This is a genomic window from Citrobacter sp. 172116965 (assembly GCF_013458095.1).
GTDB lineage: Bacteria > Pseudomonadota > Gammaproteobacteria > Enterobacterales > Enterobacteriaceae > Citrobacter > Citrobacter braakii.
In genome coordinates, this window is the sequence record NZ_CP046673.1 from 2,367,819 (window position 1) to 2,390,330 (window position 22,512).

The window sequence follows — 22,512 nt, forward strand, 5'->3', positions numbered from 1 at the left end:
CCAGACGCGAGTGTTCAGACGGTAATAAGGTATCCGCATGGCAGATACCTTCTTGATTACCCGGCAAGGAATTCACTGTAGCGGCTGATATCCACGTTCCCACCGCTGATGATAATGCCGATTTTCTTGCCGCGAAGCTCAGCTTTGCGCGCTCTGGCGGCGGCAAAACCCAGACAGCCAGTCGGCTCCACGACAATTTTCATTCGCTCAGCGATAAATTTCATCGAGGCGACTAATTCATCGTCTGAGACAGTCAGAATATCGTGCACATTTCGCTGGATAATCGGAAACGTAATATTCCCGAGATGTTGGGTCTGAGCACCGTCAGCAATGGTTTTCGGCGTATCGATATGAACAATCTTTCCGCTGCGAAACGATTGTTGACCATCGTTTCCTGCCTCCGGCTCGACACCATAGATGATGCAGTCAGGTGACAGATGTCTGGCTGCCAGTGAGGAGCCCGAAAGCAGGCCGCCACCGCCCAGACACACGAAAAGAACGTCTAGCTGACCCACTTCTTCAATCAGCTCTTTTGTGGCGGTACCCTGGCCCGCAATCACGTGCGGATGGTCGTATGGCGGGATCAGCGTCAATCCTTGTTTCTCTGCCAGCTCCCGTCCGATTTTTTCACGATCTTCGGTATAGCGATCGTAAATCACCACATTTCCACCATAGCCTTTTGTGGCTGCAACTTTAGCCGCCGGGGCATCATGCGGCATGATAATCGTCGCCGGGATCCCCAACAATTTTGCCGACAGGGCAATGGCCTGCGCATGGTTGCCGGACGAAAAGGTGACGACGCCCGCAGCGCGTTGTTCTGGCGTGAACTGGCGTAACGCATTCATGGCTCCGCGAAATTTAAACGCGCCCATTCTCTGGAAGTTTTCGCACTTGAAGAAAACTTCAGCACCAAATTCGTCATTAACCGTTCGGGAGGTCATCACCGGCGTTTTGTTGGCATAGTCGGCGATGCGCTCTGCCGCGGCGGCAACATCGTTATAATCAGGCAGTGTCATTTCAGTCATTGTTGTTCACCTGTATGTCGTTAAACGTCATGCTTGTGGGGCCAGGGCAATAGCTTCAACTTCCAGTGCGAAACCATAATGAAGCTCTGCAACGCCCGCTACCGCGCGGGAGGGCCGGAAATCACCGATCCACTCCCCATAGATTTTGTTAAACGTTGGCCATTGGTTGATATCTGTCACATAGACGCGTACTGACACCAGGTGCTGTCGAGAAACCCCAGCGCCAGCCAGGCAGGCATCAATATTCTGCAGTACCAGCCGCGTCTGCTCTTCAAAAGAGGCATCCGTTTTTTTTTCGCCATCACTTGTGACCGGCAACTGACCAGAAATGAAGACGAATCCGCCAGCCGTTGTACTGTGTGAGTAATGACCTGCAGGCGGAAAACCTCCTGCAGATGAGTTCAATGTAATGTCCACGGACATAAGTGAATCTCCTGTAGTTATTGATAATCCATTTTGTATAAAATAATACTGTTTGTATTATTTTATACGCTTTCATACCGCGTTCGGCTAGTGATAGTTTTCACAGATGATGATTTTGTGAACTAAGGCAAACGTGACCCACGTTATATAGCTATCCTGGCGCGGTGAAAGAGGGGGAACGCTTTTGATGAGGGTAAAGCTGGGGAGTGAAGAAGCGCCCCGGGGCGGGGCGTTAAAGCCAAAAATTAGCCGATATGGCCGTGGTTAATCTTACTTAACGGTTCATTGATATCGAAGATTTTGCACGTCACGTCATCCACACCCAGGTGCTTCAGGCGGGCCGTGTGTTTTTTGATATAGGCCAGAGCGCTGTCTTCATCCTGAAACAGGTAGATGCCACCCGCTTCGTGGTTTGCTGCGTTCTCGGTCCAGATTTTCCAGATGAAACCCGGCTCCTGGTTGATGGATTCGGCCAGTTCAACAAGCTGATGTGACATCTCAGTGCCAAACGGACCAGGAAAATCAAAGTGTATCTGCACGAGTTTGTTCGCCATAAATCCTCCATGGATTGGTTAATTCGGGTAAGGCTGCTAGCGTAACAGCACTTTACCTGTCAGATAAGTTACAGCTTGTCCACCGATATAAACACGTGTTCCTGTCAGCTGGCAGCGTAAATCGCCGCCGCGTTCAGAGACCTGGCGCGCCAGCATCTGCGTTTTATTCAGTTTTGCAGCCCAATAAGGAATCAGCATGCTATGCGTCGAACCGGTGACCGGGTCTTCCGCGACCGCTTCACCCGGGCAGAAGAAACGGCTGACGAAATCGTATTCCCCGTCACCCGGCGCGGTGATACATACCATTTTCCCGAGGGGAATCATGGCGTGGATATTCGGGCGCACAGCCTCAACCTGCTGTTGATTCTCCATCACGACCATGTAATCGCGCGCGACGCGCACTTCTTTATATTCGGTGATGCCCAATGTTTCCAGCAGTAAGGCGGGCGGTTCGGCAGGTTCGCTTTGCCAGGCAGGAAAATCAAGAGTCAGCCAATCACCGCTGCGCGTGACCGTCAGTGGACCCACAAAACGGGTGGCAAAATGGATGGTCGCTTCCGGGAAATCCAGATGTTCAAAGATGACATGTGCGGCGGCAAGCGTGGCGTGCCCACACAGATTAATTTCGCCTTGCGTGGTAAACCAACGCAGCTCGAAGCCATTCTCATTGGCGACAAAAAAAGCGGTTTCCGACTGGTTATGCTGCTGCGACATTTTTAATAATATTTCATCGGGCAACCAGTCATCGAGCGGGCATACTGCTGCGGCATTACCGCCAAACGTCGTAGTGGTAAAGGCATCTACCATGTAGAAATCGATTTGTTGCACGGTGTAACCCTCTCATCGCACTCAGGATATCCCACACTCTATCATGCAATGATTGTCATTGGTTAATCGCCCTGATTCGCCTGCGTGGTAAAAATTCGCTATCATCCGTTTCCACACTTCATCCTGGCCGCTCATGTCTACGATCCTCGATACCTTTATTGCCCCGCCTTGTCATGAGGAGATAGCGATCCTCTATCAGGACGAGCATCTGGTGCTTATCAATAAACCTACCGGACTGCTTAGCTTGTCGGGGAAAAACCCGCAGAATCTCGATTCGGTACATCACCGGCTGGTACAGATTTACCCCGGCTGTACGCTGGTACATCGGCTTGATTTTGGGACGTCAGGGCTGATGGTGATTGCCCGTAACAAGGCTATCAACGCCGCGCTTTGCCAGCAGTTCAGTCAGCGCGCGGTAAGCAAGGTGTATAGTGCGTTGTTGTGCGGGCATCTGAAAAACGATGAAGGCGTTATAGACGCAGCGATTGCCAAGGACCCGGCGCTGTTTCCACTGATGTCGATTTGCGCCATTAACGGTAAACCCGCGCGCTCGCGCTATCAGGTTATTGAGCGTTTTCATCATCGCCAGCAAGATGGGACGTTACTCGCTTTGACGCGGGTACGGCTGACGCCTGAAACCGGGCGTACCCACCAGTTGCGGATCCACTGTCAGCAGTTGGGGCATCCCATTTTGGGGTGCGATTTATATGGTGGGCGTCTGCTGCCAGGCACCGAACGGACGTCAAGACTGATGCTGCATGCCAGTGAACTGCATTTCAGGCATCCGGTCAGTCAGGAATGGATAACGGCCCAAAACGCCAGCCCGTTTTGAGGATATAAAAAAGCCGCCAGATGGCGGCTATTTGGGGATTATCGTGCGGCGCGTTGTAAAATAACCGCTGACGGCTGGCGCTGCAGAAAACGCATCCGCAGCATCATCAACACTGCCGCAGAGGTCAGGCCGATAATAAAGCCCATCCAGAATCCTGCCGGTCCCATCCGGTCAACCACCAGATCGGTCAGCGCCAGAATATAACCGCTCGGCAGACCCAGTACCCAGTATGCCGTAAAGGTAATAAAGAAAATGGAACGCGTATCTTTATAACCACGTAGGATACCGCTGCCAATAACCTGGATAGAGTCCGATATTTGATACACCGCGGCCAGTAACATGAGCTGCGCTGCCAGAGCGACAACTTCCGGGTTATTGTTGTAGATCAGGGCAATGTGCTCACGGAATGTCACGGTGAAAATCGCCGTCACAACCGCCATGCAGACGCCGACGCCCAGACCTGTTCTGGCTGCGGTTTGCGCATCCAGCGTGGAACCCTGGCCCAGACGATAACCGACTCGAATGGTGACGGCTGCAGCCAGAGACATCGGCAGGACGAACATTAACGAGCTGAAGTTGAGCGCGATCTGGTGTCCGGCCACGTCGACAATCCCCAGCGGGGAAACCAGCAGCGCCACCACAGCAAACAGCGTCACTTCGAAAAATAACGCCAGCGCGATAGGTAAACCCAGCTGTACCAGGCGCTTCATTACGGCGGTGTCCGGTTTCTGGAAACCACGCTCATTACGGATATCACGCATCGAGCGTGCGCGTTTAACGTATGACAGCATGGCGATAAACATCACCCAGTAAACCGCCGCTGTTGCCACGCCGCAGCCCACGCCGCCTAGCTCCGGCATGCCAAAATGCCCATAAATGAAAACATAGTTAACAGGAATGTTCACCAGCAGGCCGAGAAATCCCATCACCATCGCCGGTTTGGTTTTGGCCAGACCTTCACACTGGTTACGGGCTACCTGGAAGAACAAATACCCCGGCGCGCCCCACAGCAACGCGCGCAGGTAGCCGACGGCTTTATCTGCCAGCGCCGGGTCGATGTTATGCATGGAGCGAATAATGTATCCCGCGTTCCAGAGCACGATCATAATCAGAATGGAGACGCTGCCCGCCAGCCAGAAACCCTGGCGTATTTGATGGGCAATGCGATCGCGGCGCCCGGAACCATTGAGTTGCGCAATCACTGGCGTCAAGGCCAGCAGCAGTCCGTGACCAAACAGAATGGCCGGCAACCAGATAGATGTGCCAATGGCGACGGCCGCCATGTCCGTGGCGCTGTATCCGCCCGCCATGACGGTATCAACGAATCCCATTGCGGTTTGAGCGATTTGCGCAAGAATCACCGGAATTGCCAGAGCTAATAACTGACGCGCTTCACTTACATACTTTTGCACGTGTACACCACTATATTGTTGTTATTTGAGAGACTAAAAAAGCCGCCTTATATGGCAGCAAGGAGAAAAAGCAGGGGAAATTTCAGTCTATTGTAGCGAGGAATACGTAATTCTCCAGTGAAAAAACAGGCAGTAGCTGCGCATCGCTGGCAACCTGAATTTCCACCTGCTATTGTGCTGTGCAGAGATGTCTTAATTCAGTTCAGGAGTTAGAAGTATGTTTACGGGTATTGTGCAGGGCACCGCGAAATTGGTGTCCATTGATGAAAAACCAAATTTTCGTACGCATGTTGTGGAGTTACCTGAATATATGTTGGATGCGCTGGAGACCGGCGCATCGGTTGCCCACAATGGGTGCTGCCTGACGGTAACCGAAATCAACGGTAACCAGATAAGCTTTGATCTGATGAAAGAAACGCTGCGTATCACCAATCTGGGTGACCTGAAGGTTGGGGATTTGGTCAACGTTGAGCGTGCGGCAAAATTCAGTGATGAAATTGGCGGACATTTAATGTCGGGCCATATTATGACGACCGCCGAAGTGTCGAAAATTCTGACCTCGGAGAACAACCGCCAGGTGTGGTTTAAAGTTCAGGACCCGTCGCTGATGAAATACATCTTGTACAAAGGATTTATCGGAATTGATGGCATCAGTCTGACGGTCGGCGAGGTGACACCGACGCGTTTCTGTGTGCATTTGATCCCGGAAACGCTGGAACGTACGACGCTGGGTAAGAAAAAGTTAGGCGCGCGGGTCAATATCGAAATCGATCCTCAAACCCAGGCGGTGGTTGATACCGTTGAGCGCGTACTGGCGGCGCGTGAAAACGCCATCAGTAACGTAACGGGTGAGGCGGGAGCCTAAGCCAGAGTGTAAAACCCCCGTTGGCACGGGGGTGATAACGATTAGCGGGGAACGCGCAGGCCGTGTTCAACGCCGCGGGAAAAAACCACCTGCCACAGCTGAATGTCGCGAGCACGAAACGCACCGGCGCAGGCGTTCAGGTAATAGCTGAACATCCGTTTAAAGCGTTCGGTATAGTTATCGGCGATTTCAGGCCAGGATCTCATGAAACGCTCGTGCCATGCCATCAACGTTGTATCGTAATCCGCGCCAAAATTATGCCAGTCTTCCATCACAAAATGCGGCTCGCTGGCGTTGGCAATCTGGCGAACTGACGGTAAACAGCCGTTCGGGAAGATATATTTATTGATCCACGGATCAACGTTATTGTCAGTCTTCTTGGAGCCGATGCTATGCAGCAAAAAGAGACCGTCGGGTTTTAAATTACGATCAACCACTTCAAAATAAGTCGCGTAGTTCTTCGGCCCCACATGCTCAAACATGCCGACGGAGACAATGCGATCAAATTTGTCGTTCAGGTCGCGATAATCCTGCAGCAAAATTGTGACATCCAGCCCCGCACAACGCGCCTGCGCCATTTTCTGCTGTTCTGCCGAAACGGTCACGCCCACCACGCTAACGCCATATTGTGATGCCATAAACTGGGATAAGCCGCCCCAGCCGCAGCCGATATCGAGCACCCGCATGCCTGGCTTCAACTGCAGTTTTTCGGCAATCATTTTTAGCTTCGCCTGTTGGGCAGATTCCAGGGTATCGGCATCTTTCCAGTAGGCGCAGGAATACTGCATATAAGGGTCCAGCATGCGGATAAAGAGATCGTTGCCCAAATCGTAGTGTTCTTTGCCGACGACCCACGCACGTTTTTTGGTCTGTAAATTGAACAGGCGAGCCGTGGCGATACGTAGCGTGTCTTTAAAGTGGCGGGGGAGTTGGTTTTCAAGACCGGCGCGCAGGACTTTACAAAAAAACATGTCCAGCCGGTCGCATTCCCACCAGCCATCCATATAACTTTCGCCCAACCCTAACGATCCTTCCTGCAATACGCGTTTGAAAAAATCGGGGTTCGTTACGCGAATATCTGCCGGTGCCGGACCATTAATGGTAATACCTGCACGGCTCAATAATTCATTGGTGATGCGGTACCAGTCATCATCCGGTACGCTGACGTCTTCTATACACGATGAACTCATAGCTTCTCCATCACTGGTCGGTGATCAGAACCTTAAAATAGCGTAGACGCTTTTTTGGGCTTTGTGAGAACTCTCACGGAATTAATCCGCGAATCTATAATCCGACGTAGAACAGAGGAAGGGAGGAACCCTTGCCGAAAAGACCATCCATGGGAAAACGGGAACGTTCTTGTCCCCGTTAACACATAACAATTATCGTTTTTTTAACAACCGGAAATCAGTATAGGCCTGAATTTTTGACGATTCAACCAATAAATATTAGCAGGCTAATCAATCATCAAAGGTGATTACTAGTGAGACTCACCGTGGGCAATTTGCGCCCGATCATCTGTGTGCGGGGCTTTAGCCTTCTGCGACTGCATTTTGTAACCCGCGGCCGCCAGCAGCACCGTTGTCAGCATCACGCTGGTGGTGGTGAGCAGCGGGGTGGCGATCAACCAGGAAACCACAAGGCTTGCCAGGAAGCATAAACCCAGTTGCAGTGTGTTCTGCAATGCCGCTGCGCGTCCCGTAGCTTGTGGGAAAGGACGTAACGCCTGAGCCACAACAATTGGGTAGATTGCTCCATTGGCAATCGCCATAACGCAGAATGGGATGAGGATTTCAGCCAGCGCAACATGGTGAATAAAGCCGGTTGCCCAGGTGGCCACTACGCTAAAGGCATACAGAATGAGTAACCAGGGCAGCAACTGACGGCCCTGCCATTTTTGCAGCGCAGCGCGGCAGCCGTAACCACCAATTAAGAAAGCGATGGTTTGCGGAACATAACTCAGGCCAATCACCGCCGGACTGTAGCCCATTTCGCTGAGGATGAACGGGGAACCCGTCAGCCACGCGAAGAAGCTCGCGGAGCAGGCGGCATAAATCAGCACGTTTCCGCGGTAAACTTTTGAGCGCAACAGGGTAGCGAAAGTCAGTTTATCCTGGCTGTCGTCGCGTGCTTTAGCTGTTGGTTTTAAGCGCAGAGCCGGAAGCATCAGGATTAGAGTAATGGCAAACAGGGTGGCGAAAATGGCCTGCCAGGAAAAATGTACCAGGATCCAACTGCCTAATAACGGCGCTAATGCCGGGGATAACCCGACCAATGGCATAATGGTGGCAAAGATGCGGTTTACTTTTTGTGAAGGATAATAATCGGTGACCAGCGCCTGCCAGATAACCGATGCCGCACAAACGCCAACGGCCTGAACAAAGCGCAGTACCAGCAGACCGGTGGCATTTTCAACCCACAGCATGCCCAGACTGCCCAGCGCGAAGATGGATAAACCCAGCAGCAAAACTGGCTTGCGGCCATAATGGTCAGAGAGCGGCCCCCACAGAAGTTGCGCGACGGCAAAACCCGCTAAGAATAAGCTAAGGCTGGCGCTGACGGCAGATGCAGGCGTCTGCAGATCGGACTGAATTGCGGCAAAGGCGGGCAGATACATATCCGTTGCCAGAAAGCCGAGTACGCTAAGACCCGCCAGCCAGACTAAAAATCCTTTCCCAGGTTGCATCATCATTTCTCTTTTTTTAGCAGTAGAACAATGCCGCTGAGTGTAGTGAGTGTAATTCTTGCTGTGAAACGCTAATATTTGCTTACTGATTTCAAATTTTTTGTAGGCAGAATATGTGGTCGGAATATTCACTTGAAGTTGTGGATGCGGTTGCGCGTAACGGTAGCTTTAGTTCGGCCGCGCAGGAGTTGCACCGCGTACCCTCGGCGGTAAGCTACACCGTGCGTCAACTGGAAGAGTGGCTGGCGGTGCCGCTTTTTGAGCGACGCCATCGGGATGTGGAATTGACGCCTGCCGGTGCATGGTTTCTCAAAGAAGGCCGCTCTGTTATCAAAAAAATGCAGATCACCCGCCAGCAATGTCAGCAAATTGCCAACGGCTGGCGCGGGCAGTTGGCGATCGCGGTAGATAACATTGTCCGCCCGGATCGTACCCGACAGATGATCGTGGATTTCTATCGTCATTTTGATGATGTGGAACTGCTGGTTTTCCAGGAGGTGTTTAACGGTGTCTGGGATGCGCTGTCCGATGGGCGCGTTGAGCTGGCAATCGGCGCCACGCAGGCGATTCCGGTGGGGGGGCGCTATACCTTCCGCGACATGGGAATGCTGAGCTGGAGCTGCGTGGTGGCAAGCCATCATCCATTGGCGTCAATGCCCGGACCGCTAAGCGACGACACGTTGCGCAACTGGCCGTCGCTGGTGCGTGAAGACACGTCGCGTACGCTTCCCAAGCGTATTACCTGGCTGCTGGATAACCAAAAGCGCGTTGTGGTGCCTGACTGGGAATCTTCTGCTACCTGTTTATCTGCAGGTCTGTGCGTGGGCATGGTACCGACGCATTTTGCCAAACCGTGGATTGATAGCGGCAAATGGGTCGCGCTACAGCTGGAGAATCCATTTCCTGATGCCGCATGCTGCCTGACATGGCAACAGAACGATACGTCGCCGGCATTGAGCTGGCTGCTGGACTATTTAGGGGATAGTGAAACGCTGAATAAGGAATGGTTGCGGGAGCCCGATGAGGCTCCCGCACAACAGTCTTAACGACGGTAATCGCGGAACGGGCCGTCGGCAACGGAGCGGCGTTCTACAAGGCGCGGATGAACCTCGATAGACTGCGACTCTTCACGTTTATTCACGATACGGTCTAACAGCATGTTGAAGGCCGTTTCCCCCAGTGAATCTTTAGGCTGGTGAATGGTGGTCAGAGCTGGCGTGAAGAAGCGGGCATTGCGCACGTTGTCGTAACCGATGAGCGAAACATCCTGCGGTACGCGCAGTCCCATCTCGTCAGCGGCGCACAGCGCACCCATCGCCATGATATCGCCACCGCAGAAGACGGCGGTAGGACGATGCGACTGTGACAGAATTTGCTGCATGGCGCGATAGCCGGATTCAGGCTCAAAATCGCCCTGCACAATCCAGTTTTCAGGAACTTTAATCAGCGCTTCTTCCATCGCTTTCATAAAGCCTGCCAGACGCCCGGCTCCGGTATTACGCTCCATTGGGCCTGGGATCACGCCAATCTCACGATGACCGCGTTCTACCAGATACCGACCCGCCATGTAACCGCCTTCGAAGGCGTTATCAATGACCGTATCGGTAAAGTCGGCTTTAGCTTCGCCCCAGTCCATGACGACCATTGGAATATGGCGGTACTCTTCGAGCATCGAAAGCAGCGACTCCGGATACTCTGAACACATCACCAGCAGACCATCAACGCGCTTTTGCGCCATCATTGACAGATAAGCCTGCTGTTTTTCGAGACTGTTCCATGCGTTACCCAGAATCAGGGTATAGCCTTTCTGGAAACAGTTTTTCTCAACGGCTTCGATAATTTCAGCGAAATAGGCCGCTTCGCTGCTGGTGGCCAGCAAGCCAATAGACTTGGTGTGATTCACCTTCAGGCTGCGCGCCACGGCGCTCGGAGAATAGTGCAGCTCTTTGATCGCCGCCCAGACAGCATTACGCGTTTCTTCCGCGACAAAGCGCGTCTTGTTAATTACGTGTGATACGGTTGTAGTGGAAACGTTTGCTCGCTTCGCTACATCTTTAATTGTTGCCATTACATCTCACTCCAGACCATATCCTAAGCTCCTGAGAATACTCCAGGTAAACGTTTGCCTTAACACACCCTTAGCGCAACGTAAGGGTTGCGGCACGCCGGGAAAACGACACGGAACGTCAGGAAGGGGTCAATGGCCGGTACGCTAATCAAGTAAGCGTGGAATTTTGTCTGATCTTAACGAAAAGGGGAAGAGTTAAAAGCAGTTATCAATATAAATCGTGAGAGATTTTTGCTTTCAAGTGTGTAAAAATGCGCAATATCACTTTTTGTGTGGGAATAAAAAGGAGAAAACTTGATGAGCACCGATCTGAAATTTTCGTTAGTGACTACCATTATTGTTCTGGGTTTGATCGTCGCGGGTGGCCTGACCGCAGCGCTGCATTGATTTCCCCCGAGGGAGTTCGCTCTCCCTCATCCTTTCCGCTTGCCTTTCCCGTCGATTGTTTGCGAATAAGCAAAAGTCTTTTGCAATTTTGTTAACTTTATTAATTTTGCGATCAATGTCATGCTTTTGACTCTTATTTTATGTCGCGCCCCGGCTCGACGTTACGGAGTCGAAATATGAAACTCAATTATCCTTTACTGGCGCTGGCGATCGGCGCGTTTGGTATTGGCACCACTGAATTTTCGCCAATGGGATTATTGCCCGTCATTGCCAAAGGTGTGGATGTCTCGATTCCCGCGGCCGGAATGTTAATCAGCGCGTATGCGGTTGGGGTGATGGTGGGTGCTCCGCTGATGACATTACTGCTGTCCCATCGTGCGCGACGTAATGCGTTGATATTCCTGATGGCGATTTTCACGCTGGGCAACGTGCTTTCGGCTATTTCGCCGGATTACACCACCCTGATGTTATCGCGTATTTTGACCAGTCTGAACCATGGGGCATTTTTTGGTCTTGGCTCCGTTGTCGCTGCAAGCGTAGTACCCAAACATAAGCAGGCCAGCGCCGTGGCAACCATGTTTATGGGGTTGACCATTGCCAATATTGGCGGCGTTCCTGCGGCGACCTGGCTTGGTGAAACCATCGGTTGGCGTATGTCGTTTATGGCAACGGCGGGTCTGGGCGTCATCGCCATGGTCAGCCTGTTCTTCTCTTTACCCAAAGGTGGGGCGGGAGAGCGCCCGGACGTCCGTAGCGAACTGGCGGTACTTATGCGTCCGCAGGTGCTGTCGGCGCTGCTGACGACCGTTCTGGGAGCCGGGGCGATGTTCACGCTTTATACCTATATCTCACCAGTGTTACATACGATCACACATGCCACACCGGCGTTTGTGACCGGTATGCTGGTGCTGATTGGCGTTGGCTTCTCAATCGGTAACTATCTTGGTGGCAAACTGGCTGACCGTTCCGTCAACGGTACGCTGAAAGGCTTTTTACTGCTGCTGATGGTTATTATGCTGGCCATTCCTTTCCTGGCGCGTAATGAGCTGGGTGCGGCAGTTAGTATGGTGGTCTGGGGGGCAGCGACGTTTGCGGTCGTTCCGCCGTTGCAGATGCGCGTGATGCGCGTTGCCAGCGAAGCGCCTGGATTATCATCGTCAGTCAACATTGGCGCGTTTAATCTGGGGAATGCTCTGGGTGCCGCAGCCGGTGGGGCGGTGATTTCCGGTGGGTTGGGCTACAGCTTTGTTCCAGTGATGGGGGCAATTGTGGCGGGGCTTGCGCTGCTGCTGGTCTTTATCTCGGCGCGCAAACAGCCTGAAGAGGCTTTCACTACCGCGAATTAATGCTAAAACGCAGAAGGGTTCTCCTTCTGCGTCATCTTTTTTATGCTGCGAAGTTCTTCGCAACAAATTCCCAGTTCACCAGCGCCCAGAAGTTTTCCAGGTAGCCAGGACGGGCATTGCGATAATCGATGTAGTAGGCGTGTTCCCATACGTCAACGGTCATCAGCGGCGTCGCGTCGGTGGTCAGCGGTGTACCTGCATTGGAGGTGGAAACGATAGCCAGTTTGCCATCTGTTCCTTTTACCAGCCAGGTCCAGCCAGAACCGAAGTTTTTAATAGCGGCATCGGTGAACTGCGCTTTGAAATCCGCAAAGCTGCCAAAGGAGGCGGCAATTGCTTCGGCCAGTTTACCGGTAGGTTCGCCACCTGCGTTCGGTGCCAGGCAGTTCCAGTAGAACGTGTGGTTCCATACCTGTGCTGCGTTATTGAATACACCGCCTTCAGAGCTACGTACGATCTCTTCCAGTGATTTGCCTTCAAACGCCGTGCCTTTAATCAGGTTGTTCAGATTAGTCACGTAAGTTTGATGGTGTTTGCCATAGTGATATTCCAGCGTTTCGGCAGAAATGTGCGGTGCCAGAGCATCTTTGGCATACGGTAATGCAGGTAATTCAAACGACATTGCTTCTCTCCTTATTATTTGTATTGAGTACGCACAATAGCCTCATTGTGAGTAAGGATAGGGTAGCAAATTGAAAGGTTATGCAAAAGAAGAACTTACCCTACAGCAGGTACTGTAGGGTAAGTTTTTAACGAATTGTTTTTGGCGTCATTACCCGACGAGCGCCCACATAGTGGCGCTGCCAGTAATCTTCACTCAGAGAGGTGATTTGAATTTCCTGGCCGCTGCGCGGTGACTGAATAAACTTACCGTTGCCAACATAAACGCCAACGTGATCGGCAGTTCCACGCCCCTGGGTACGGAAAAATACCAGATCGCCATTTTTCAGTTCGCCACGTTCAATCGGCGCTGCATCGCGCAGATGATACATTTCGTTCGCAGTACGTGGAATGCGGAATTTCACCAGATCTTTATAGGCGTAATAGACCAGACCGCTGCAGTCAAACCCGGTTCTTGGTGAGGTGCCGCCCCAGCGATAAGGCTTGCCGATTTGGTTCATCAGCGTGGACATGGCGGTTTTAGTGGCTTTCTGCACTTTCACTTTATGCGCGTCAGCCAGCGTCGTTGGTGCGGTGGTTTTCACTTTTACACAGCGCGGCTTATGGCCTTTGCGCGGTGTGCATTTTTCAGTCCAGGTAACGGCAGCGGTTTGTGCTGCGGTGTTTTTACCACGACGGTTTGCCGTTTTAGTCGACTTTGCCGGAGCGGCAGTGCGATGTTTAGAAGAGGAAGCGGTTTTGGTGCTGGTTTTGCTGGTGGTTTTTGTCGCCGTTTTCTTGCTGGTTTTTGTTATTTTTTGGCTGGTTGTTGCGCTTTTCTTTTTATCTACCGTTTTGATGGTGTGAGAATGGGTAGGTGTCGTCCTGGCCTGCTTGGAAGCATGAGCCATGGGCGTAAAGGGCAGTGTAGTAAAAAGTAAAGCACAGAGCGTGATCGAGATTCGGTTTATCCGCGCCACTGAGCAATCCTCTGGTAAGGCAGGTCTATCATGCCTGCGTGTGATTTTCAAAACTTGATGATTCTAATCTATAGAAAGAGGGAAAGTTAATAGCTTTTTTGTTTAAAACTACGTTTCGTAACCGACCGCAAAAAAAATCAGCAATTAAAGTTGGCGTTGGTGAACGAATAATCAAATCCACAGGCTTTAAAGGGATAAGTGAGATTGTGAATGCAACTTTTGGCGTCAGGGGATAAAATAATAACGCGTAATGAAAATGTTATTTTCCGTTGCCTGTCTGACCCGCTACAATGTCAGACTACTGCCGTAAAAGAAGTTTAAGGAAGCAAGATAATGAGCACCACTATCGAAAAAATCCAGCGCCAGATCGCTGAAAACCCGATTCTCCTGTACATGAAAGGTTCCCCTAAACTGCCAAGCTGCGGTTTCTCCGCTCAGGCTGTGCAGGCGCTGTCCGCCTGTGGTGAACGCTTTGCTTATGTTGATATTCTGCAGAACCCGGATATTCGCGCCGAGCTGCCGAAATACGCAAATTGGCCAACCTTCCCGCAGCTGTGGGTTGATGGCGAGCTGGTTGGCGGCTGTGACATTTTGATCGAAATGTACCAGCGCGGTGAGTTGCAGCAGCTGATTAAAGAAACAGCGGCGAAATACAAAACCGAAGAGCCGGATGCTGAATAATATCAGCGTAAATAAAAAAGCGACCTCGTGATGGTCGCTTTTTTTATCGGTCCGTTATGCCTCTTCAGGTACCGGAAGAGGCCAGCCGCCGAGACGTTTCCAGCGGTTAACAATTTCGCAAAACAGCACGGCCGTCCGTTCGGTGTCATACAGCGCCGAGTGCGCCTGAGTCCCGTCAAATTCCATTCCCGCCGCCAGGCACGCTTTCGACAACACAGTTTGCCCCAGAGACAGGCCGCTTAAGGCCGCAGTATCAAAGGTGACGAACGGATGAAATGGATTACGTTTGAGCGAGGCGCGTTCTGCTGCGGCCATCATAAAACTGTGGTCGAATGTAGCGTTATGCGCCACCATGATCGCCCGATTGCAGCCGCTGTCTTTAATGCCTTTACGCACCATTTTAAAGATGGCATGCAGAGCGTCATATTCGCTGACCGCTCCGCGTAGCGGATTGTTAGGGTCAATTCCGTTAAAGGCGAGGGCTTCCGGCTGCAAATTCGCGCCTTCAAATGGCTCTACGTGGAAATGTAACGTCGTGTCCGGCATCAGCCAGCCTTGTTCATCCATTTTCAGTGTGATGGCTGCGATCTCAAGCAGCGCATCGGTTTTGGCATTGAACCCTGCGGTTTCGACATCAATGACGACAGGATAAAAACCACGAAAACGGTCACACAGACCGGAAAGTTGAGCGTTATCGGACATCTGGGTCTCTTAATACGGGAAAATTGCAGCGCGTATTATGGCAAAATGATGAGTATAAAACTACGGGCACAGACGATCTGCGCCCGTGGGGAGGTTAGTCGCCCAGGCCGCGCCCGGCGTCTTTCTCTTCGATCAGTTCAATTTTGTAACCGTCTGGATCTTCAACGAACGCAATTACGGTGGTGCCGCCTTTTACCGGACCGGCTTCACGCGTGACGTTACCGCCATTCTGACGAATACGTTCACAGGCTTCGGCCGCGTTGTCTACGCTCAGGGCGATATGGCCGTAGGCAGTGCCCAGCTCATACTTGTCGACACCCCAGTTATAGGTCAGTTCGATCACGGCTTCGCTGGTTTCAGGACCGTAGCCGACAAAGGCCAGGGAGTATTTGTATTCAGGGTTTTCGCTGGTTCGCAGCAGCTTCATGCCCAGCACGTTGGTATAAAACTCGATGGAACGCTGCAGGTCACCCACGCGCAGCATGGTATGAAGTAAACGCATCTTTTTCCCCTTCGAAAATGGCTAATACATTCAAAATGTTGTTTTAGTATAGCGGCGTTGTGACGCCGCTATCAATGGCAGAACGGAGTTTGTGACGTTAGAGGGTAGGATAATCGGTGTAACCTTCCGCGCCGCCGCCGTAGAAGCTTTCGGCACGTTGCGGATTCAGCTCCGCTTTACGCTGCAGACGCGCAACCAGATCCGGGTTTGCGATATAGGCGCGACCAAAAGCAACGGCGTCGATCAGGCCCTTCTCGATCAGTGCTTCTGCTTTTTCAGGTGTGTAGGCACCCGCACCAATGATCGGACCGTGGAAACGTGCACGAACTTTTTCGCGAAACGCATCGGAATACGGCTCGCCGCCAGCCCAGTCCGGCTCAGACATATGCAGGTAAGCGATTCCGCGCTTGCCCAGTTGTTCAATCAGATACAGCGCATCGGCTTCTTCGTTCGGGCCGTTGTCAACATTCTGGAATGAGCCAATCGGAGAGACGCGAATACCAATGCGGTCGGCACCCCATTCTTTAATACCGGCATCGACAACTTCCAGCACCAGACGTGCACGATTTTCGACGCTGCCGCCGTATTGATCGGTACGCTGGTTAGACGTTGGCGACAGGAACTGGTGCAGCAGATAGCCGTGAGCGGAGTGCAGTTCAACCATGTCGAAACCCGCTTCGCGCGCGTTGGCAATCGCCTGACGGAAGTCATTAACGATGCCGGGAATTTCTTCCGTTTCCAGCGCACGCGGCATTGAGGTATCCGCACGCGTTGCCAGACCATTTTCATCACGCAGCGAGGTCCGGGTACCGGCGCTAATTGCGGAAGGTGCGACCGGTGCCTGACCGTTGGGCTGCAGACTGGCGTGAGAGATGCGCCCGGTATGCCACAACTGGACCGCAATATGACCTTGCTCCGCATGTACGGCAGCGGTGATTTTTTTCCATGCGGCAATTTGCGCTTCGCTGTGTAAGCCGGGTGCCCCCGCATAGCCTTTCGCCTGTGCGGAAATCTGTGTAGCTTCACTGATGATAAGACCCGCGCTGGCGCGTTGACGGTAATACTCCGCCATCAGCGGAGTAGGGATGTCGCCAGGCTCAATGCTGCGCAGACGCGTCAGTGGCGCCATGAATACGCGGTTTGCTGCCGTAATAGCACCCACTTTCAGTGGGGAAAAAAGTTTTTCAGATGACATATGACACTCCTGAATAGACCGGTCGTCTAGTAATAAAAGAAATAAAAACGCCTGTTAAACGGCAGGCGTAGTAATGATGGTTTTAACGTGCGCCAGCGCATTTTCCAGCGGGGTGGCGCTACGAGAAATCTTGGCCTGCAGGTTGGCGCCCAGCCACAGAGCATACAATACCTGCGCCTGTTGTAACGGCTCGCCAACAAAGGACAGACAATGATTTGCCTGACCTTTCTCCAGCGCCTGCGCTAACAGCGCAATAATGTGCCGCGCGCCTTTATCCATCGCCGTGCGCATATCTTCTGACAGATCGCACACTTCGGCAGACAGTTTTACGGTTAAACAACCGCTGATAATGCCGTGCTGGCTAAACTGGTTCAGAGTTTCCTGATAGTAGGCCAAAATACGGTCGCGATAGTTTCCTGCCCCCGTATCAAAGTGCGTAGCCAGTCGCTGATGATAGGCCGCATAGTGGCGTTCCAGCATCGCAACACCGAACGCTTCTTTAGAGCGAAAATAGTGATAAAACGAACCTTTGGGGACTTCAGCGGTTTTCAGTAGTTCGCTTAAGCCCATACCGGTGAAACCGCGCTGCATGCACAGCAGTTCGCCAGTCGCCAGCAGATGTTCGCGTGTATCGTGTTCAGTGATTTTGTTCATGGAAAGGAGTGTAATAGACCAGTCGGTCTAATGCAATAGCGCTTGCGAGAAATTCAGTTAACGTCTTCAATAGGTATATCAATCTTACTAAAGGGAGGGGATGTGGCCGAACAGCTGGAGTTTTTCCCCGTCCAGAGCCCATGCCGTGGAATATGTCAGTCTGACGAGCGCGGTTTTTGCCGCGGCTGTTTTCGCAGTCGGGATGAGCGTTTTAACTGGCAAAAGATGAGCGATGCCGAAAAGCAGGAAGTGCTACGGCTTTGTCGTCAGCGCCTGATGCGTAAATTACGAGCAAACAAAGCCAACCCTTCGGAAGAACCGCAACAACCTTCACTCTTTTAAAAGCGTAATTGCGTATACTCGATGCACATTCACTTATAAGGAAGCTGCTATGGTTCAGCGTATTACTATTGCGCCGCAAGGTCCGGAATTTTCTCGCTTTGTAATGGGGTATTGGCGCCTGATGGACTGGAATATGTCCGCGCGCCAGCTAGTCAGCTTTATTGAAGAACATCTGGATCTGGGCGTTACCACCGTCGATCACGCCGATATTTACGGCGGATACCAGTGTGAAGCGGCGTTTGGTGAGGCACTGAAGCTGGCCCCGCATCTGCGTGAAAAAATGCAGATTGTTACCAAGTGCGGGATCGCCACGACGGCACGCACGGAAAATGCGTTGGGTCATTACATCACCGACAGCGCGCATATCATTGCCAGTGCGGAAGCATCGTTGAAGTTACTGGCGACCGATCATATTGATTTGCTGCTCATCCACCGTCCCGATCCGCTCATGGATGCGGACGACGTCGCTGACGCGTTCAAAAAATTGCACCATAGCGGAAAAGTGCGTCACTTTGGCGTATCTAACTTCACCCCGGCACAGTTCTCACTGCTGCAATCGCGTCTGCCGTTCACGCTGGCGACTAACCAGGTTGAGATCTCACCGGTACATCAGCCGCTCCTGCTGGATGGTACTTTAGATCAACTGCAACAACTGCGCATTCGTCCGATGGCCTGGTCCTGCCTCGGCGGTGGTCGTCTGTTTAATGACGATGCGTTCCAGCCATTACGTAATGAACTTGCCACAATCGCAGAAGAGTTAAACGCGCAGTCCATTGAGCAGGTGGTGTACGCCTGGATTTTACGTCTGCCGTCTCAGCCGCTGCCGATTATTGGCTCAGGGAAGATAGAGCGTGTACGCGCCGCCGTTGAGTCTGAGTCATTGAACATGTCTCGCCAGCAGTGGTTCCGTATTCGCAAAGCTGCGCTGGGTTACGACGTACCGTAATCGCGTTTTTGACGCTTCTCCGTTCAAATTTGTGTCACTGGTTTACACTTATCAATCAGACACCTTTTGGACGGAGGTCTTATGAAGCGTTTGAGTTTGGCCATTATTACTCTACTCGCCTGTGCAGGTGCGCAGGCTGCCAGTGAAGAAAAAGTGACAATGAATCTGGTAACGTCGCAAGGCGTCGGCCAGGCGATTGGTACGGTCACTATTGCTGAAACCGGGAAAGGGCTGGAGTTTACGCCCGATCTGAAAGCGCTGCCGCCGGGTGAACATGGCTTCCATGTGCATGCGAATGGCAGTTGCCAACCGGCGATTAAAGAAGGAAAAGCCTCAGCCGCGGAATCGGCTGGAGGCCATTATGATCCGCACCAAACCGGCAAGCACGAAGGTCCGGAAGGCGCAGGCCACATGGGCGACCTGCCGCTGCTGGTGGTGAATAACGACGGTAACGCCACAACACCGGTCATTGCGCCGCGGCTGAAAACGCTCGATGAGGTTAAAGGCAAAGCGCTGATGATCCATGTCGGTGGCGATAATATGTCCGATCAACCAAAACCGCTTGGCGGTGGTGGAGCGCGCTACGCCTGTGGCGTTATCAAATAATCAATTGCCTAGCGTACCCGGCGGAGGCGCCTGTTCGAGCTGAGAAAGCGAGCAGTGTAGTCGCCAGATAAGCGCCGACAGTTCTTGCGCCGCAGGTTGATGATGGTGGGCGAGCGTGTCGCAAATACGCTGTAGCTGACTCAGCGTGGCATTCAGCGGCCGTTGCTGAACGCCGCGCTCACTCATTACGTCGCGAAGCAGCGATATACACACGTCTCTGACGCGAGCCAGAGGATCTGAACGCACCTCCCAGGTGCGCAGTTGCCACACCACGTGCGAGCAGTTCAGCAAGACAACCCCCCAACGCAATAGCCAGCGTCGCGCCAGTGCATCCTGACTGTTGCTGAGCTGGCTGACGTGATGATAGGTCAGCGACTCAAATTCGTTTTCACTGAGTGAGGGATGTCGGCTGAGCTGATCGACAAAATCCCGGCGCAGGGCGCGAATATGGCGGCGACCTTTCCGCGCATCCGATCCAGGCCGCAGAATGGCGAATGCCAGCCACGATAGCGCCACGCCGGTGATTTTCGCCATATTGTCATTCAGGAAATCAGCAAAATCATAAACCGGTGGATTAGTCACCGCGATAAACGATCCCATAAACACGATTAGCTGTCCCCAAAGACCCGCCAGCGCAGGCATTTGCAGCTTCAGGAGTTGCATGGTAGCGAATAGCGGGAAGAGAAACAGAATAAATTGCCAGAGGTCAGAGATTTGCACCATCAGGCCAAACTTAACCACAAAGCTAAACAGCGACAGCAGAACCAGCGTGCGCATCAGCAAAGAAAGCGACTTAAACGGCGTGGCTACGGCGGAATAGAGCACGCTGCTGATGGCCGCGAGCGTTAGTGCGCCAGAGCCTGATTCCCATTGCGCGCCAATGCTCCATGCGCCGATAAGCATCAGGGTACAGAACGTACGCAATCCGCTCCAGAGAGCTTCCGCATTATCGGTATGACGGGCAAGTCCTGGCGTGCGGGCGATAGTAATACGCTCGGCGGTAACGCCATTTTCCAGTAAATGCAGATAATGACTGCTGCGTAAGTACAGCCGACAAAAATAACGCAGTCGTTGCCAGAAGGCGACGTGCCGATAGTCGCGCGCATCGAGAGGACGCAAGGGGGCGATAATACGCGCGACGGTGTAGGTGTCGGTATTGGATTTGACCAGCTCGCTGAGCAGTTGTTCGATGATTTGCCGGGTATTAGCCGGGGGAGTGGGCCAGTTCAGGAGCATCCTGCGCAGACTGGAGATCACGCTGGTCATACGTAACTGCTGATGCAACAGCGAATTGAGCAACGCATTTTGACGGCGAAAACGGTAGTGACTCCAGAACGCCTGAATACGCAGCAGGTTCATGGTCAGAATCTGACCGATAACACCTTCATGAGCTGTGCGAATCGCATCCGTTGTCTCCGGTTGCCAGAGTAAGCTGGCATGCTCCAGTAAACGCGAATGCATGTTTTTCAGCGCGGTAAGCAGCGTAGTGCCATCGGAGGTGCTGGGGAGGATCATCATCATCATGCCGCCGCACAGGATACCGACGATGACCTCGCATACGCGGGCCTGAGTAATATCCCACAACTGCGTAATCTCTATGGTATTGACCATGGGAAAAGCAATGATCGCCGCCGTATAACCAGCCAGTTGAAAGGCGTAGGCGACGTTATTGGTGAAGTGCGCGCAGGCCCAGGTACAAAAACCGATCCACACTGACATGCTCAGCAAAAACAACCACGGCTCATTGAGGGTATGACCGGCAATAATCAACGCGGCGGTGGCGCCCAGTAAGCTACCCGCAACACGACCCAGACTTTTGCTGATAACCCCGCCGACGGTGGGAAAGCTGACCACTGCCGCCGAGGTCATCGCCCAGTAGGGCTCATCCAGATTCAGGTAATAGGCGAATGTTAACGCCAGACACATCGCAATGGTATTTCGCAACGCATAACGCCACTGCGCTACCGTGGCTTTAAACCACGGCCAATGGCCTGGCATCAGGTGGGACAGTTTCATTTACGCTGGCCGATAGACACGCTGCAGGTCGTACCAGAAACCAGGGTGACATCCTGCGGCAGAGCGTCGAATTCGATGCGGACCGGAACGCGTTGGGCCAGACGCACCCACGGCACATTGGGTTTGATGTCGGGAATCAGGCCGGAATCGCTTTCCACACTTTGGTCGTAGATGGCGCGACCAATACTGGATACGTGACCCTGTAACTTTATGTTGCCGCTGTAGAGCGTGATAACCGCAGGTGCACCTTCACGAATGTGGCGCAACTTGGTTTCTTCAAAATACCCCATCACATAGAAAGAGTGGCTGTCGACAAGGGCAAACAGGGGCTTACCGGTTGAGGCGTAGTCTCCAGTACGAGTTGAAAGGTTGGTGACCCAGCCCGCTACGGGCGCTTTGACCACCGTCTGTGTCAGTTGCCACTGTGCCTGGCGCAGACTAGCCTCGGCTGCTTCAACGCTGGCCTGCATGGCTTTCACGTTGAGGTTAGCAGTATCCAGATCTTCGGCTGAGATATAATTTTGCGATAAATGACGGCGGCGGTTGGCTTCGTTATTGGCTTTCGCCAGATCGGACTGTGCCTTCGCCAGCTGCGCTTGCGCATTCAGTTCAGCAATGTGAAACGGCGTCTTGTCGATGATAAAAAGGACATCGCCTTTGTTCACAAACTGGTTATCTTTTATATTGAGTTCGCTAATGCTGCCTGAGACCTGCGGCGTGATGCTGACCTGCTCAGCACGTACTTTGCCATCACGTGTCCAGGGCGATTGCATATAGTAATTCCACATCCACCATCCGGCGAAAACTGCGATTGCAGCGACTATAATGGTGGAGAAGTATTTAATGGTTTTAAGCGACATAA

24 protein-coding genes and 1 pseudogene are annotated in these 22,512 nt (G+C 52.5%); 9 read left to right on the plus strand and 16 right to left on the minus strand.

The features are described from left to right. Positions 1-56: 56 nt before the first annotated feature. The 4 genes from GPJ68_RS11365 to GPJ68_RS11380 all read right to left on the minus strand — a co-directional run bounded on the left by GPJ68_RS11365 (position 57) and on the right by GPJ68_RS11380 (position 2,830). Entirely contained in the window at positions 57-1,025 is a 969-nt protein-coding gene (locus GPJ68_RS11365) for a threo-3-hydroxy-L-aspartate ammonia-lyase (protein ID WP_016156418.1), read from the minus strand. Positions 1,026-1,052: 27 nt separating this feature from the next. Next, positions 1,053-1,448 carry a RidA family protein gene (locus GPJ68_RS11370; RefSeq protein ID WP_016156419.1) on the minus strand — a complete coding sequence of 132 codons (396 nt, stop codon included), beginning with the start codon at positions 1,446-1,448 and terminating at the stop codon, positions 1,053-1,055. A gap of 245 nt (positions 1,449-1,693) precedes the next feature. Beyond that, complete coding sequence (locus tag GPJ68_RS11375; protein WP_016156420.1) at positions 1,694-2,002, minus strand: monooxygenase; 309 nt, start codon at positions 2,000-2,002, stop codon at positions 1,694-1,696. 36 nt (positions 2,003-2,038) lie between these two features. Then, complete coding sequence (locus GPJ68_RS11380) at positions 2,039-2,830, minus strand: PhzF family phenazine biosynthesis protein (protein ID WP_065554474.1); 792 nt, start codon at positions 2,828-2,830, stop codon at positions 2,039-2,041. A 133-nt stretch (positions 2,831-2,963) separates the two neighbouring features. On the opposite strand from GPJ68_RS11380, the gene GPJ68_RS11385 reads away from it, so the two are divergent. Further along, on the plus strand, positions 2,964-3,662 hold the full coding sequence (locus GPJ68_RS11385; protein ID WP_104652105.1) for an RluA family pseudouridine synthase: 699 nt from the start codon (positions 2,964-2,966) through the stop codon (positions 3,660-3,662). A 38-nt stretch (positions 3,663-3,700) separates the two neighbouring features. On the opposite strand, the gene mdtK is transcribed toward GPJ68_RS11385, so the two are convergent. Next, entirely contained in the window at positions 3,701-5,074 is a 1,374-nt protein-coding gene (mdtK, locus tag GPJ68_RS11390) for a multidrug efflux MATE transporter MdtK (RefSeq protein ID WP_104652104.1), read from the minus strand. 217 nt (positions 5,075-5,291) lie between these two features. Here mdtK and GPJ68_RS11395 point away from each other — a divergent pair, with 217 nt between their 5' ends. Beyond that, positions 5,292-5,939 (plus strand): riboflavin synthase, encoded by a 648-nt coding sequence (locus tag GPJ68_RS11395; RefSeq protein ID WP_047417658.1) that lies wholly within the window; start codon positions 5,292-5,294, stop codon positions 5,937-5,939. Between the two features lie 41 nt (positions 5,940-5,980). On the opposite strand, the gene cfa is transcribed toward GPJ68_RS11395, so the two are convergent. Both cfa and punC read right to left on the minus strand, forming a co-directional pair. Next, positions 5,981-7,129, minus strand: coding sequence for a cyclopropane fatty acyl phospholipid synthase (gene cfa / locus GPJ68_RS11400; RefSeq protein ID WP_104652103.1), 1,149 nt, complete (start codon positions 7,127-7,129; stop codon positions 5,981-5,983). A 290-nt stretch (positions 7,130-7,419) separates the two neighbouring features. Then, positions 7,420-8,625 (minus strand): purine nucleoside transporter PunC, encoded by a 1,206-nt coding sequence (gene punC / locus GPJ68_RS11405; protein ID WP_104652102.1) that lies wholly within the window; start codon positions 8,623-8,625, stop codon positions 7,420-7,422. Between the two features lie 113 nt (positions 8,626-8,738). On the opposite strand from punC, the gene punR reads away from it, so the two are divergent. Beyond that, a complete protein-coding gene (punR, locus tag GPJ68_RS11410; protein WP_019076726.1) occupies positions 8,739-9,671 on the plus strand; it encodes a DNA-binding transcriptional activator PunR in 933 nt (310 codons plus the stop codon). On the opposite strand, the gene purR is transcribed toward punR, so the two are convergent. After that, on the minus strand, positions 9,668-10,693 hold the full coding sequence (gene purR, locus GPJ68_RS11415) for an HTH-type transcriptional repressor PurR (protein ID WP_003832757.1): 1,026 nt from the start codon (positions 10,691-10,693) through the stop codon (positions 9,668-9,670). The two genes, punR and purR, sit on opposite strands and share 4 nt — an antisense overlap. Before the next feature lie 297 nt (positions 10,694-10,990). Between purR and cydH the strand changes: the two genes are divergently transcribed. Together cydH and GPJ68_RS11425 are read left to right on the plus strand one after the other, a co-directional pair. Next, entirely contained in the window at positions 10,991-11,080 is a 90-nt protein-coding gene (gene cydH / locus GPJ68_RS11420) for a cytochrome bd-I accessory subunit CydH (protein WP_003029209.1), read from the plus strand. Positions 11,081-11,256: 176 nt separating this feature from the next. Then, positions 11,257-12,426, plus strand: coding sequence for an MFS transporter (locus tag GPJ68_RS11425; RefSeq protein ID WP_046276347.1), 1,170 nt, complete (start codon positions 11,257-11,259; stop codon positions 12,424-12,426). A 40-nt stretch (positions 12,427-12,466) separates the two neighbouring features. On the opposite strand, the gene sodB is transcribed toward GPJ68_RS11425, so the two are convergent. Then, positions 12,467-13,048 (minus strand): superoxide dismutase [Fe], encoded by a 582-nt coding sequence (gene sodB / locus GPJ68_RS11430; RefSeq protein WP_016152988.1) that lies wholly within the window; start codon positions 13,046-13,048, stop codon positions 12,467-12,469. Positions 13,049-13,175: 127 nt separating this feature from the next. Then, on the minus strand, positions 13,176-14,006 hold the full coding sequence (locus tag GPJ68_RS11435; protein WP_101700692.1) for a C40 family peptidase: 831 nt from the start codon (positions 14,004-14,006) through the stop codon (positions 13,176-13,178). Positions 14,007-14,339: 333 nt separating this feature from the next. Between GPJ68_RS11435 and grxD the strand changes: the two genes are divergently transcribed. Continuing rightward, positions 14,340-14,687, plus strand: coding sequence for a monothiol glutaredoxin 4 (gene grxD, locus GPJ68_RS11440; RefSeq protein ID WP_003832760.1), 348 nt, complete (start codon positions 14,340-14,342; stop codon positions 14,685-14,687). A 54-nt stretch (positions 14,688-14,741) separates the two neighbouring features. Here grxD and rnt read toward each other — a convergent pair whose 3' ends face one another. From rnt to GPJ68_RS11460, 4 genes are all read right to left on the minus strand, one after another. Then, on the minus strand, positions 14,742-15,389 hold the full coding sequence (gene rnt / locus GPJ68_RS11445; RefSeq protein WP_016152990.1) for a ribonuclease T: 648 nt from the start codon (positions 15,387-15,389) through the stop codon (positions 14,742-14,744). 94 nt (positions 15,390-15,483) lie between these two features. Continuing rightward, the gene (gene gloA / locus GPJ68_RS11450) at positions 15,484-15,891 is read right to left on the minus strand and encodes a lactoylglutathione lyase (protein ID WP_003029198.1); all 408 of its coding nucleotides are present in this window, start codon (positions 15,889-15,891) and stop codon (positions 15,484-15,486) included. A 97-nt stretch (positions 15,892-15,988) separates the two neighbouring features. Beyond that, a complete protein-coding gene (locus tag GPJ68_RS11455; RefSeq protein WP_003029197.1) occupies positions 15,989-17,086 on the minus strand; it encodes an alkene reductase in 1,098 nt (365 codons plus the stop codon). Positions 17,087-17,140: 54 nt separating this feature from the next. After that, positions 17,141-17,740 (minus strand): TetR/AcrR family transcriptional regulator, encoded by a 600-nt coding sequence (locus tag GPJ68_RS11460; protein WP_016152991.1) that lies wholly within the window; start codon positions 17,738-17,740, stop codon positions 17,141-17,143. A 102-nt stretch (positions 17,741-17,842) separates the two neighbouring features. Here GPJ68_RS11460 and GPJ68_RS11465 point away from each other — a divergent pair, with 102 nt between their 5' ends. The 3 genes from GPJ68_RS11465 to sodC all read left to right on the plus strand — a co-directional run bounded on the left by GPJ68_RS11465 (position 17,843) and on the right by sodC (position 19,634). Beyond that, positions 17,843-18,082 carry a DUF1289 domain-containing protein gene (locus GPJ68_RS11465; RefSeq protein WP_016156428.1) on the plus strand — a complete coding sequence of 80 codons (240 nt, stop codon included), beginning with the start codon at positions 17,843-17,845 and terminating at the stop codon, positions 18,080-18,082. Positions 18,083-18,131: 49 nt separating this feature from the next. Beyond that, entirely contained in the window at positions 18,132-19,028 is an 897-nt protein-coding gene (locus GPJ68_RS11470) for an aldo/keto reductase family oxidoreductase (protein ID WP_016152993.1), read from the plus strand. 81 nt (positions 19,029-19,109) lie between these two features. Then, positions 19,110-19,634, plus strand: a complete 525-nt coding sequence (gene sodC / locus GPJ68_RS11475) for a superoxide dismutase [Cu-Zn] SodC (RefSeq protein ID WP_016156429.1) — start codon at positions 19,110-19,112, stop codon at positions 19,632-19,634. Here sodC and GPJ68_RS11480 read toward each other — a convergent pair. Continuing rightward, positions 19,610-21,650 (minus strand): annotated as a pseudogene (locus tag GPJ68_RS11480) (FUSC family protein). The gene sodC and the pseudogene GPJ68_RS11480 sit on opposite strands and share 25 nt — an antisense overlap. After that, positions 21,647-22,510, minus strand: coding sequence for an HlyD family secretion protein (locus tag GPJ68_RS11485; protein WP_016152996.1), 864 nt, complete (start codon positions 22,508-22,510; stop codon positions 21,647-21,649). The pseudogene GPJ68_RS11480 and the gene GPJ68_RS11485 overlap by 4 nt, the downstream one beginning before the upstream one ends. Between the last annotated feature and the right edge of the window lie 2 nt (positions 22,511-22,512).

Excerpts from the sequence above, each read along its gene's own strand:
- GPJ68_RS11365 (WP_016156418.1), bottom strand. The coding sequence starts at position 1,025 with ATGACTGAAATGACACTGCCTGATTATAACGATGTTGCCGCCGCGGCA.
- GPJ68_RS11370 (WP_016156419.1), bottom strand. The coding sequence starts at position 1,448 with ATGTCCGTGGACATTACATTGAACTCATCTGCAGGAGGTTTTCCGCCT.
- GPJ68_RS11375 (WP_016156420.1), bottom strand. The coding sequence starts at position 2,002 with ATGGCGAACAAACTCGTGCAGATACACTTTGATTTTCCTGGTCCGTTT.
- GPJ68_RS11385 (WP_104652105.1), top strand. The coding sequence starts at position 2,964 with ATGTCTACGATCCTCGATACCTTTATTGCCCCGCCTTGTCATGAGGAG.
- GPJ68_RS11395 (WP_047417658.1), top strand. The coding sequence starts at position 5,292 with ATGTTTACGGGTATTGTGCAGGGCACCGCGAAATTGGTGTCCATTGAT.
- cfa (WP_104652103.1), bottom strand. The coding sequence starts at position 7,129 with ATGAGTTCATCGTGTATAGAAGACGTCAGCGTACCGGATGATGACTGG.
- punC (WP_104652102.1), bottom strand. The coding sequence starts at position 8,625 with ATGCAACCTGGGAAAGGATTTTTAGTCTGGCTGGCGGGTCTTAGCGTA.
- punR (WP_019076726.1), top strand. The coding sequence starts at position 8,739 with ATGTGGTCGGAATATTCACTTGAAGTTGTGGATGCGGTTGCGCGTAAC.
- purR (WP_003832757.1), bottom strand. The coding sequence starts at position 10,693 with ATGGCAACAATTAAAGATGTAGCGAAGCGAGCAAACGTTTCCACTACA.
- cydH (WP_003029209.1), top strand. The coding sequence starts at position 10,991 with ATGAGCACCGATCTGAAATTTTCGTTAGTGACTACCATTATTGTTCTG.
- GPJ68_RS11425 (WP_046276347.1), top strand. The coding sequence starts at position 11,257 with ATGAAACTCAATTATCCTTTACTGGCGCTGGCGATCGGCGCGTTTGGT.
- sodB (WP_016152988.1), bottom strand. The coding sequence starts at position 13,048 with ATGTCGTTTGAATTACCTGCATTACCGTATGCCAAAGATGCTCTGGCA.
- grxD (WP_003832760.1), top strand. The coding sequence starts at position 14,340 with ATGAGCACCACTATCGAAAAAATCCAGCGCCAGATCGCTGAAAACCCG.
- rnt (WP_016152990.1), bottom strand. The coding sequence starts at position 15,389 with ATGTCCGATAACGCTCAACTTTCCGGTCTGTGTGACCGTTTTCGTGGT.
- gloA (WP_003029198.1), bottom strand. The coding sequence starts at position 15,891 with ATGCGTTTACTTCATACCATGCTGCGCGTGGGTGACCTGCAGCGTTCC.
- GPJ68_RS11455 (WP_003029197.1), bottom strand. The coding sequence starts at position 17,086 with ATGTCATCTGAAAAACTTTTTTCCCCACTGAAAGTGGGTGCTATTACG.
- GPJ68_RS11460 (WP_016152991.1), bottom strand. The coding sequence starts at position 17,740 with ATGAACAAAATCACTGAACACGATACACGCGAACATCTGCTGGCGACT.
- GPJ68_RS11470 (WP_016152993.1), top strand. The coding sequence starts at position 18,132 with ATGGTTCAGCGTATTACTATTGCGCCGCAAGGTCCGGAATTTTCTCGC.
- sodC (WP_016156429.1), top strand. The coding sequence starts at position 19,110 with ATGAAGCGTTTGAGTTTGGCCATTATTACTCTACTCGCCTGTGCAGGT.
- GPJ68_RS11485 (WP_016152996.1), bottom strand. The coding sequence starts at position 22,510 with ATGTCGCTTAAAACCATTAAATACTTCTCCACCATTATAGTCGCTGCA.